At 33.4% G+C, this 11,682-nt stretch carries 11 protein-coding genes; 6 read left to right on the plus strand and 5 right to left on the minus strand.

Annotated features, from left to right (window positions below; translation table 11 throughout):
- The 5 genes from lon to RMN92_RS12305 form a co-directional block, all read left to right on the plus strand.
- A partial coding sequence (gene lon / locus RMN92_RS12285) for an endopeptidase La (RefSeq protein ID WP_309609733.1) occupies positions 1 to 1,751 on the plus strand: 1,751 nt, incomplete at its 5' end.
- 113 nt (positions 1,752 to 1,864) lie between these two features.
- Entirely contained in the window at positions 1,865 to 2,881 is a 1,017-nt protein-coding gene (gene porQ / locus RMN92_RS12290; protein ID WP_309609734.1) for a type IX secretion system protein PorQ, read from the plus strand.
- Between the two features lie 179 nt (positions 2,882 to 3,060).
- Positions 3,061 to 3,744, plus strand: a complete 684-nt coding sequence (gene cmk / locus RMN92_RS12295; RefSeq protein ID WP_309609735.1) for a (d)CMP kinase — start codon at positions 3,061 to 3,063, stop codon at positions 3,742 to 3,744.
- A gap of 500 nt (positions 3,745 to 4,244) precedes the next feature.
- The gene (locus tag RMN92_RS12300) at positions 4,245 to 5,852 is read left to right on the plus strand and encodes a M1 family metallopeptidase (protein ID WP_309609736.1); all 1,608 of its coding nucleotides are present in this window, start codon (positions 4,245 to 4,247) and stop codon (positions 5,850 to 5,852) included.
- Between the two features lie 61 nt (positions 5,853 to 5,913).
- Positions 5,914 to 6,336 (plus strand): DoxX family protein, encoded by a 423-nt coding sequence (locus tag RMN92_RS12305; protein ID WP_309609737.1) that lies wholly within the window; start codon positions 5,914 to 5,916, stop codon positions 6,334 to 6,336.
- An 86-nt stretch (positions 6,337 to 6,422) separates the two neighbouring features.
- On the opposite strand, the gene RMN92_RS12310 is transcribed toward RMN92_RS12305, so the two are convergent.
- From RMN92_RS12310 to prfB, 3 genes are all read right to left on the minus strand, one after another.
- The gene (locus tag RMN92_RS12310; protein ID WP_309609738.1) at positions 6,423 to 7,121 is read right to left on the minus strand and encodes a murein L,D-transpeptidase catalytic domain family protein; all 699 of its coding nucleotides are present in this window, start codon (positions 7,119 to 7,121) and stop codon (positions 6,423 to 6,425) included.
- Positions 7,122 to 7,458: 337 nt separating this feature from the next.
- Positions 7,459 to 8,253: an HNH endonuclease gene (locus tag RMN92_RS12315; protein WP_309609739.1), complete on the minus strand. Its 795-nt coding sequence runs from the start codon at positions 8,251 to 8,253 to the stop codon at positions 7,459 to 7,461.
- Positions 8,254 to 8,292: 39 nt separating this feature from the next.
- Positions 8,293 to 9,388, minus strand: a protein-coding gene (gene prfB, locus RMN92_RS12320) for a peptide chain release factor 2 (RefSeq protein WP_309609740.1) whose coding sequence is annotated in 2 segments (ribosomal slippage) — positions 8,293 to 9,324 and positions 9,326 to 9,388 — 1,095 coding nt in all. Because the reading frame shifts where the segments join, the coding sequence is not laid out codon by codon here.
- Between the two features lie 181 nt (positions 9,389 to 9,569).
- Between prfB and RMN92_RS12325 the strand changes: the two genes are divergently transcribed.
- Positions 9,570 to 10,595 (plus strand): GntG family PLP-dependent aldolase, encoded by a 1,026-nt coding sequence (locus RMN92_RS12325; protein WP_309609741.1) that lies wholly within the window; start codon positions 9,570 to 9,572, stop codon positions 10,593 to 10,595.
- Positions 10,596 to 10,828: 233 nt separating this feature from the next.
- On the opposite strand, the gene RMN92_RS12330 is transcribed toward RMN92_RS12325, so the two are convergent.
- Together RMN92_RS12330 and RMN92_RS12335 are read right to left on the minus strand one after the other, a co-directional pair.
- Positions 10,829 to 11,128: a helix-turn-helix transcriptional regulator gene (locus RMN92_RS12330; RefSeq protein ID WP_309609742.1), complete on the minus strand. Its 300-nt coding sequence runs from the start codon at positions 11,126 to 11,128 to the stop codon at positions 10,829 to 10,831.
- The gene (locus RMN92_RS12335) at positions 11,125 to 11,469 is read right to left on the minus strand and encodes a type II toxin-antitoxin system RelE/ParE family toxin (protein ID WP_309609743.1); all 345 of its coding nucleotides are present in this window, start codon (positions 11,467 to 11,469) and stop codon (positions 11,125 to 11,127) included. Before RMN92_RS12335 ends, RMN92_RS12330 begins: the two co-directional genes overlap by 4 nt.
- Positions 11,470 to 11,682 lie beyond the last annotated feature (213 nt).

Below are 11,682 nucleotides of genomic sequence, written 5' to 3' on the forward strand. Positions count from 1 at the left end.
ACATGAATGTCGAGTTTCAAAAATTGGAACTCAAAAACGATATTCAGTCCAAAGTTCGTTTTGATTTGGACCAGCAACACCGCGAATATTTCTTACAACAGCAAATGAAAACCATTCAGGAAGAACTGGGTGGCGTTTCACACGAAGAAGAAATCGAAGAAATGCGTACCAAATCGAAAACAAAAGTTTGGGACGAAAAAACACAAAAACATTTCGACAAGGAATTGTCGAAAATGCAACGATCAAATCCAAATTCGCCCGATTTTGGTATTCAAAGAAATTATTTAGAATTGTTTCTTGATTTACCTTGGGGTCATTATTCTAAAGATAAGTTTGATTTAAAAAAGGCTGAAAAAATATTAGACAGAGATCATTTTGGTCTCGATGATGTGAAGAAAAGAATCATTGAACATTTGGCGGTTCTTAAATTGAGAAACGATATGAAATCGCCAATTCTTTGCTTAACTGGACCTCCGGGAGTTGGAAAAACATCTATTGGAAAATCTGTTGCAGAAGCATTGGGTCGGGAATATGTTCGTATTTCTCTGGGTGGATTGCGTGATGAAGCCGAAATACGCGGTCACAGAAAGACATATATTGGTGCAATGCCGGGACGTATTATTCAGAGTTTGAAAAAAGCAGGAACATCAAATCCAGTTTTTGTTTTGGACGAAATCGATAAACTATCCAGCAGCAATCAAGGAGATCCATCATCGGCATTATTGGAAGTTTTGGATCCAGAACAAAATAAAGAATTTTACGATAACTTCCTAGAAATGGGTTACGATTTGTCGAAAGTCATGTTTATTGCGACCTCAAATAATATGGCAACCATTCAGCCTGCGTTGAAAGACCGAATGGAAGTTATTAAAATGTCGGGCTATACTATTGAAGAAAAAGTCGAAATTGCCAAGCAACATTTGTTACCAAAACAGTTGGCAGAACACGGTTTGACCTCAAAACATGTAATTATTGGTAAAAAGCAATTAGAAAAAATAGTCGAAGGTTACACTCGCGAGTCGGGTGTGCGGGGGTTGGAAAATAAAATTGCACAAGTTATCCGAAATGCAGCCAAATCTGTTGCTATGGAAGAAGATTACAATATAAAAGTAAGCGATGCCGACATCGTTAAAATTCTAGGCGTTCCAAGAATGGAAAGAGACAAATCTGAAAACAATGATGTTGCTGGAGTGGTTACTGGATTGGCTTGGACTTCTGTTGGTGGCGATATTTTGTTTATAGAATCGTTAGTTTCACCAGGAAAAGGAACCATGACTATTACCGGAAATTTGGGAACAGTCATGAAAGAATCGGCTACGATTGCATTGGAATACATCAAAGCAAATGCTGCACTTTTAGGATTAAATTCTGAAATGCTTGGCAAATACAATATTCACCTGCACGTTCCAGAAGGCGCCACTCCAAAAGATGGACCGAGTGCAGGTATTGCCATGTTGACTTCTTTGGTTTCTGTGCTTACACAAAAGAAAATCAAGAAAAATATTGCCATGACTGGTGAAATTACTTTGCGTGGAAAAGTATTGCCTGTGGGCGGAATTAAAGAAAAAATTCTGGCTGCAAAACGTGCCAATATTAAAGAAATTATTCTTTGTCAAGAAAATAAAAGCGATATTGACGAAATAAAAGCAGAATATTTGACTGGTTTAACTTTTCATTATGTAAAGGATATGCACGAAGTTTTAGCTATTGCCATTACTAAAGAAAATGTAAAAAATGCCAAAATTTTATAACATTATTTTTAGAATAAAATAAATAATTTAAAAACGGCTAAATATTAGTCGTTTTTTTGTAAAAAATAATATCTTCGCTTCTGCGTTATATATTTGTAAAACGCCAACATTAAATGTATAAAAAATTAATTTTTCTAACTTTAATTCTCTTTGTAAATACCATTTTTGCTCAAATTGGTGGTAATGGTGTTTATCAATTTTTAAATTTAATATCATCGCCCAGACAAGCGGCATTGGGCGGAAAAACAATCACCAATTTTGATTACGATGTCAACCAACCACTTTTCAATCCAGCATCTATAAATGTAGAAATGGACGGGAAGTTGGCACTTAATTATGGGAACTACTTTGGCGATGTCTCTTACGGAACCGCTGCTTACGCTTACACTTACGACCGACACATACAAACCTTTCATGCCGGAATTACCTATATTAATTACGGAAAATTTGATGGTCGCGATGAAAACGGAACCGCCACAAACGAGTTTTCTGGCAGCGAGATTGCAATTTCTTTAGGATATTCATACAATATTCCAAAAACAAAATTATATGTTGGCGGAAATGCAAAACTCATATCATCAAGTCTAGAAACTTACAACTCTTTCGGAATAGCGACAGATTTGGGAGCCATTTATATCAATGAAAAAAGCAATGTAAACTACGCACTAGTTTTAAGAAATTTCGGAACGCAAATATCAACTTATGCCGGTACTCGCGAGAAATTACCTTTTGAAATTGTAGCTGGAGTATCTCAAGAATTGGCAAATGTACCAGTTAGATGGCATCTTACGTTAGAGAATTTGCAAAAATGGAATGTTTCGTTCGAAAATCCAGCCAGAGCAACCCAAACTATCGACGGTGATCCTATTCCAGAAAAAGTTACCTTTTTAGGAAACGCCTTCCGTCACGTTATTTTTGGAGCAGAAATTTTCCCTAAAAGAGCATTTAATATTAGGTTGAGCTATAATTTCAGAAGAGCCTCGGAACTTAAAATCATTGAGCAAAGAACATTTTCTGGAATTTCGGCAGGTTTCGGCATCCGTTTTACAAAATTCAGATTCGATTATTCCTATTCAAGATACACGCTGGCAGCAAATACTAGTTTGTTTGGACTTATGATTAACTTGTAGTTTTTTGGAGCACAACATTCTAGTTTTAAGGAGCATTATTCCTGCTGTACGTTTCAATCTGTCATTGCGAGGAACGAAGCAATCCAATCATAAGATTGCTTCGTTCCTCGCAATGACAGGATTTCCACTGCCATCAGAGCTAAAATACTTATATTTACGTTTTTATTAAACATTCAAAATTGAAAAAAATAACCATTGCCATCGACGGATATTCCTCTACTGGGAAAAGCACATTAGCCAAAGAACTAGCCAAACATTTGGGTTATATTTTTGTAGACACTGGAGCCATGTATCGAGCAGTTACCCTTTTTGCGTTGGAGAACAAATTTATAAAGCAGGATTTCTTTGATCAAAAGGCTTTAATCGAAAATTTGCCAAACATCAATTTAGAATTTCAATTCAATAAAGATTTCGGTTTTGCAGAAATGTTTCTAAATGGCGACAATATAGAAAAACAAATCAGAACCATCCAAGTGTCAAGCTACGTGAGTCAAGTGGCAACCATTTCAGAAGTTCGGGAAAAATTGGTCGAGCAACAACAAGAAATGGGAAAAAACAAAGGCATTGTCATGGATGGGCGAGATATAGGAACCGTAGTTTTTCCAAATGCAGAACTCAAAATATTCATGACAGCCAGCGCGCAAACAAGAGCCCAACGCCGTTTCGATGAACTACAATCCAAAGGCGATGAAGTAACTTTTGAAGAAGTATTAAAAAACGTCCAAGATCGAGATTTTATAGATACCAACAGACTTGATTCGCCACTCAAAAAGGCAGAAGATGCCATAGAAATTGACAATTCAAACCTGTCTAGAAAAGAACAGTATAATATAGTTTTGGAGATAATTCAGGAGCTTCTTTAAAAGTTTATTGGCTTTCTAAAAATCTACATTGTTTTACAGGATTTTCGTTCTGAGCTTGTTGAAGATTCTACAATAGAACACTTTATTTCTTTCATCTGCACAAGCGCTTCAATTTGACAGCACAATAAAAATTGGATATACTAACTTAATAAAATAAATTTTATGCTATAAATACTCTCAATCAGAATAGAATTTCAAATTCTAAATATTTTTTAGTTATTTTAATCTATAACAATTGCCTTCAATAACTCGTAGGCTCGGGATTATTTAGTACTTTACAATAGAAAAAGCACCAATACCAAATATTTATGAGAAATTATGATTTCAATAAATATTTAATAGTCACCTAAATTTCACACATTTATTTTTTCGAATTTACTAATTTTAATTCTTATAATTGTTTGTATAAATTTAAATTTCAGTTTCTTTATAAATAAATATAACTCATAAATTTGCAACATTCAGTTTTTAAAATACCAATTCATTTTAACCATAAAATCATGAAAAAAATACTCATCTTTTTTTTAATTACAAATTTACTTACTGCACAAGAAACATTCACTAGAAAAGATTCACTTCATGGTGGTTTGCAACCTGAAAGAGTTTGCTTCGATGTGCAACGCTATGATTTGAATATCAAAATAAATCCAGAAGATAAATCGATTGTGGGTTATAATGACATTACATTTCTTGTCAGTTCAAAAAAAGTAAATAAAATTCAGTTGGATTTATTCGAAAATATGAAAGTTGATAGTATTATTTTTCAAAATAAAAAACTAACCTATAAAAGAGAATTTAATGCTGTTTTCATTGATTTTCCATATTATTTATATTTAAAATCAGAAAATAAACTTCGGTTTTACTATTCAGGAAATCCTATTATTGCGAAACGCGCTCCGTGGGATGGTGGTTTTGTTTTCAATAAAGACAGCAATGGAAAACCATGGATTGGCGTTGCGGTTCAAGGAACTGGTGCCAGTTTATGGTATCCTGTAAAAGACTCTCAAACAGATGAACCAGATTTTGGAGCCAGTATAAAAGTGGCGGTTCCAAACGGTTTGATAAATGTTTCCAACGGAAGACTTTTAGGTTCTGAAGATCTTAAAAATGGTTATACTCGCTGGGATTGGGAAGTCAAAAATCCTATTAATACTTATAATATTACCATAAATATTGGCGATTATGTCCATTTTGGCGAAACATACAAAGGTTTAGATTTAAATTATTATGTACTTCGTGAAAACGAAGCCAAAGCCAGAATTCAATTTGAAGAAGTGAAACCGATGATGGATTGTTTTCAGTCTAAATTTGGAAAATATCCATTTACCGACGATGGTTATAAATTGGTAGAAACCTCTTATTTAGGAATGGAACACCAAAGTGCAGTTGCTTACGGAAATCATTATAAAAAAGGATATTTGGGTCGAGATTTATCAAGAACTGGAGCTGGAGATTTTTTCGATTATATAATCATTCACGAAAGTGGACATGAATGGTTTGGAAACAGCATTACAAGCAAAGACATTGCAGATATGTGGATTCATGAAGGTTTTACACAATATTCAGAACTGGTTTATATAGAATGTGAAAAAGGCTATGATCAGGCCATGTTATACGGTACGGGTTTGGCAAATAATGTGAGAAATGACAAACCTATTATTGGAAAATTTGGAGTAAATCAGGAAGGTTCTGGCGATATGTATCCAAAAGGTGCTTTGCTTTTAAACACGATTCGCCATATTGTTAACGATAATGATAAATGGTGGAAAATGCTCTTGAGATATTCTGAAACCTATCGTTATAAAATTATTGATACTGAAACGGTTGCCGACTTTTTTAGTAAAGAATCTGGAGTTAATTTGGTGCCAGTTTTTAATCAATACCTCAAATATACAAACATTCCAGAATTGCAATTCAGAAAAAATAAAAAAGACATGGAATGCCAATGGAAGACAGACGAACAAAATTTTCAAATGCCAGTTGATGCCATGATTAAAGGAAAAAAAGTAAGATTAAATCCAACCAATTCATGGGCGAAAATTCCTGAAAAAGTAAAAGACATTAAAGACATTAAAGTTTTAACCGATCAGTTTTTTATAAAATATTGATTTCAAATCATTTGTGTTTAAATATTTTGTAATTTAGTTTGTAATTTTAAACTAAATAAATATGGAAACAGTTAAAAGTTTGAATAAGTGGGCCAATGCACATACGTATCAGTGGCTAGATATTTTGAGAGTAGTTGTAGGTGTTTTTTTGTTTAGCAAAGGCGTTTCATTTATAACCAATACTTTGTATTACACAGAATTAATTGCACCAATAAAAAACTTTGGTGGTGGAATGATTTTTATACATTACATTGTTGCAGCGCACATGGTTGGTGGCATAATGATAGTTTTTGGATTATTAACACGTTGGGCAATTGCTGCTCAAATACCTATTTTATTAGGTGCATTTTCAATTAATTTCATTGGTCAAATGAATGTTGGTAACCTAATTTTATCGGTATTACTATTATTAATTTGTATATTTTTTCTTTTTTACGGTAGCGGAAAACATTCTGCAGATTATTATTTCAAAATGCAACAATAACTAACTAGGATATATAAAAAAAAAGACTGTTTTTCGACAGTCTCTTTTGCATTGTAGTAGGTTAGAGTAGGGGATTTTAAATATTTTTAAGACATTAACTTCGAAGCTATTTCGTAAGTTTTTGTTGGATGGTATATAAATAAACAAGATTTATTTTTAATAACTTTTATAATTTCAGCTTTTAAAGCTTCTGGTATAGCTGGACAACCTTGGCTTCTTCCTAAATAACCTTGTGATTTTATGATTGATGGATTTGCATATCCAGCGCCATGCATAACAACGGCTCTAGATCTTGCATTGCTATTGATACCTTTTTCCAATCCATCAAGTTTTAACGACAAACCATGTTTTCCATTGTAAGTTTCGCCAGTGGCATAAAACCCTAAGCTGCTTTTATTTGAACTTTGACTGTTTGAAAAACTATCTGCATATTCCAAGCCGGATTTCATTCCGTGAGATACCAGTGTATTATATAAGATAGTATTTGTAGACAAATCTATTACCCATAATCTTTTTTTGGTGGATGACAAACTAAAGTCGATAACAGTCAAAATATCTTTGCTTATTAATCCTTTCTCTTTTAAATTAAAAAAACCATCCATTGCTTTTTTGAAACAATTAATTTCTGGTAATGCAAAGTTATTGGCATTTAAAGATTTATAAATGATTTCAATTTTTTCAGATAAATTGCTCTTGCTTGAATTTGAAGCGTAATTTGTGTTTTTTGCTATTGACGCAAAAGACATAAAAGATAACAATAAAAGAGGTAAAAATTTTTTAATCATCGGTTTGGTTTTTAATGGTTTATCAATTTCAACACTGCAAATATTGTGTAAAAAATGTTACCAACCAAATTTATTTTGCATTTCATCGTTAAAAAATAGCTTTTCATCGATTGTTTTATAATTTGACACTCGTCAGGTATTGTAGATAATGGGTTTATATGCAGATGTTAAAGTTTTAACTTTTTTTTATTTTTACCGTTTAAAAGTATAAATAATACGTCAAAATACACAAAAGCCACTCAATAATAAGTTATTGAATGGCTTTTGATAAATATTTAAAAATTAATTTCACATATTTCATGAAAATTCTAAAATATTCTAAATGTGCTTAAAGTTTTTATAATGCAGCAGGAACCTTCCCCCAATTTTCACCTCTTTTTATACGTAATAATTGTGTTTCTGAAACTTTGTATCGTTTTGCGAGTGTGCTTAAAGGAGTTTGTTCATTCAAGCGTTTTTTTAGTATCATTACTTGATTAACGGTGAGTTTTGTATTGGTTCGTCTTGTAGGCTTTTCAAAAACACTTGCCTTGGATTTGATTACATAAGGGCTATTTCTCTGATGAATAGTATTTTCTTCTCTAGTCATCCATTTTAGGTTTGAATGATGGTTGTTTAATTTATCATAATCTAAATGTGCCACAAGATTCTTATCATCTTCTGGCTTCGGTAAAAAGTATTGTGCCACCAACCTGTGTGTTAAACTGCCGTAGAAGCGTTTTCTTTTTTGTTCTCTTTTTTTATAGTTTTTGGTATAATTTGTTTTAATTGTTTTCAACAATTTATCATTTTCTATAATTTTTTGAAACAAAACGGGGTCTGGTTTCTCGGATATGATTGCCAATTTTTCCATGGATGAAATGTCAAGTTTTAAAACCTTGATATTTTCTCTTATGGCTTCAAAATAAGCTTTGTCTTCCTCGCTAATAGGTAAAATAATTGTCAAATTAACCGATGGATAACCTTCAGTCAAAGGTTGTTTTACAATAGTGGTATTCCCTTTTATAAGATTGTTTTTTTTAACGTTTCCGTAGTTTGAAATAAAAAGTTCGTATCTTTCTTTAAAAGGCGATTTGAGTTCCACTTCCTTCCAAATTTCTTCATCGTAAAATCTTGTTATATAATTATTCATAACTTGAGCGCTTTATTTTAGTAATACAATTTAATTTAATCAGTCTTCCTTTTGTCCCATCATCATTAAAAAGGCTTTCAAAAAAGCATCTATATCTCCATTCATCACGCCATCCACATCGCTTGTTTCATAGCCAGTTCGGACATCTTTAACCAATTTATAAGGTTGCATAACATAATTTCTTATTTGCGAACCCCATTCAATTTTCATTTTTCCAGCTTCAATATCTGCTCGCTGTGCTAGTTTTTTCTTCAATTCAATTTCATACAATTGCGATCGTAGCATTTGCATGGCTCGATTCCTGTTATCATGTTGCGATCTAGTTTCAGAACATTGAATTTGAATTCCACTCGGTTTGTGAACCAATTGTACTTTCGTTTCTACTTTATTCACATTTTGACCTCCTGCGCCACTAGATCTTGCCGTTGTAATTTCAATGTCGGCAGGATTTATTTCAATTTCAATGGTGTCATCCACAAGCGGATACACATAAACTGAGGCAAATGAAGTATGTCGTTTTGCATTGCTATCAAAAGGAGAAATACGCACCAATCGGTGTACTCCATTTTCACCTTTCAAATACCCAAAAGAATAATCACCTTCAATTTCGAGTGTTACGGTTTTAATTCCTGCAGCATCGCCTTCTTGATAGTTTAGTTCTTTAAATTTATAACCATTTTTCTCGCCCCACATCATATACATTCGCATCAGCATAGAAGCCCAATCGCAGCTTTCGGTTCCGCCGGCGCCCGCCGTTATTTGCAAAACAGCACTCAAAGAATCGCCTTCGTCCGAAAGCATATTTTTGAATTCGATATTTTCAATATGCAGGTTTGTAGCTTCAAACAATGCATCAAGTTCCTCGCCCGAAAATTCTCCTTCTTTATAGAATTCATAAGCCAGTTGCAATTCGTCGCTTAAATTAATTGCTTTTTCATAATCTTCGACCCATTTTTTCTTTGATCGGAGATTTTTGACCAGTAATTCAGCTTCTTTTGCCTTGTTCCAAAAATCTGGCGCAAAAGTTTTCTCTTCTTCGTTCGCTATTTCAATAAGTTTCGCATCAATGTCAAAGATACCTCCTCAACGCACCAAGACGCTCCACAATACCTTTTATTTGTTCGGTATTTGTCATAAAATTGTTTATTTTTGTAATTATTTTTGAAGCTATTCCTGCTATTCATTTCAATCTTTTGCTTTTTATGCTTCGGCATGCTCAGCATCACAGTAGCAAAAGGATTTCCATTGCTATCAGGGCTAGTTAAGCAACAATATTTTAAATATTAGAACGCAAATTTAAGTATTTTATTCAATATATGGAAATAAATTTAGTGAGTGACACAGTTACCAAGCCAAGTCAAGAAATGCTACAAGCCATGTTTAGCGCTAGAGTAGGAGACGATGTTTACAAACAAGATCCAACGGTTAACGCCTTGGAGGAGAAAATGGCTAATTTATTTGGCATGGAATCGGCCTTGTTTTTTCCTTCGGGAACCATGGCAAACCAAACGGCAATAAAATTGCATACCAATCCAGGAGAGCAAATAATTTGCGATAAATGGTCGCATATTTATCATTATGAAGGAGGCGGAGCATCATTCAACAGTGGTGTTTCCTGCAATCTTGTTGATGGTAATAGAGGTATGATAACAGCAGATTTGGTTAAAAACGCCATAAATGACCCAGAATTTTATCATGCGCCACTTACTAGTTTAGTCAGTATTGAAAATACAACAAACAAGGGTGGCGGTGCCTGTTACGATATGCAACCATTGAAAGAAATTAAGCAAGTTTGTTTGCAACATAATTTAAAATACCATTTGGATGGTGCTAGATTGTGGAATGCATTGGTAGCCAAAAAACAACTACCCACACAATTTGGAGAACTTTTTGATACCATTTCTGTTTGTTTATCAAAAGGATTGGGTGCACCCATTGGTTCAGTGTTGATTTCAGATTCAAAAACCATACACAAAGCATTGCGAATTCGTAAAATTTTTGGTGGCGGAATGCGCCAAGCGGGCTATTTGGCTGCCGCAGGAATTTATGCGCTAGACCATAATATGGACAGATTAAAAGAAGACCACCGCAGGGCCAAAGAAATTGGAGATGTTTTGCAAAAATTGCCTTGGATAGCAACAGTTGAGCCAGTGGAAACCAATATTTTAATTTTTTCGGTTCAGGCTTATTTGGACGAAAAAGTAATTATGACAAAGTTGAAAGACAAAAACATAGCCATAAGTTCCATGGGTCATGGAAAATTGCGTATTGTAACCCATTTGGATTATAAAGAAGTCATGCACAGTTATGTTTTGGAAGCGCTTTCGAAATTGCAGGTTTGATATTATATTTATGTAGCTAATAATTTTATAATAAGCTTACATAATTTATCTTCTGATAGCTAATGGGAATTTGATGAGCTAAATTTGTCGATATAAGTCTAGACTTCCAATTAAAAAACAACTTCCAAGTACAAAACCAACTTTAAAGTTTACTTCGTCTGTTCGCTCTTTCAGGCTCGGGTGCCTAAAACCCCAATTGCGCCAAACCGCCTTGTTGTGCGATGTAATAATATTTACAAAAATGTTAATCCAATTCTTTTGTTTAATCCCAACTCAAAGAGTCTGATTAAAGTCGAAAGTTGAATATTTCCTTTTCCGTTTTCAATTCTTGAAATGTAACTTTTTTTGGTTCCGGTTTTTTCGGCTAACTGTTCTTGAGTTATTTTTGCTTCTTTTCTTGCGTCTTTTAGCATTTCACTTATGATAAACATTTGTGAGTTTTCTTCATATGTATTTCTGCTTTCAGTTCCAATTTTTCCGTGTTCAACTTCTACAAGTTGATCAAAACTATTTATGTTATTATAATTTTTCATAATTCTAATTTTTTGTTTTCAAAATATTCATTTTTTAATTTCTCCGCTTTTTCCAATTCATTATTTGGTGTTTTTTGCGTTTTTTTCTGAAATCCGTTGAATAGAATGACCAAATTTCCTTTATCAAAGCAACAGAATATTCTGTAAATATTCGACTGATATTCAATTCTTATTTCATAAAGTCCATCAGTTCCAGTCAAATGTTTCAAAAATTTTTCAGGAACTTTTTCAACTTGTTTGATAAGTTCTAAAACATACTTTATTTTTTCTTTTACCTTTTCATCTTGCTTTTGGTAAAATTCCATAAAATGGTTTTCGTGAAATTTTATTCCTCTACTCATTTTACAAAGTTATCTCAAAAGTTAACAAATCGCAAACTTTTTAGATATTTCTTTTAATATTTCTTTTAGCAGAATGTTGAAAAATTATATCGCACAACGTCTCGTGGCTTGGCGTCAGTTGGGGATTTGGTTAGCCAAATGTATAAATTAAAGACCGATTCGCCGCGGCGAAACAAAACCATTCGCCGCGGCGAATTGCCTAAAACCCCAATT

This window comes from Flavobacterium sp. (genome assembly GCF_031363805.1).
In the GTDB taxonomy this organism is placed as follows: Bacteria; Bacteroidota; Bacteroidia; order Flavobacteriales; family Flavobacteriaceae; genus Flavobacterium.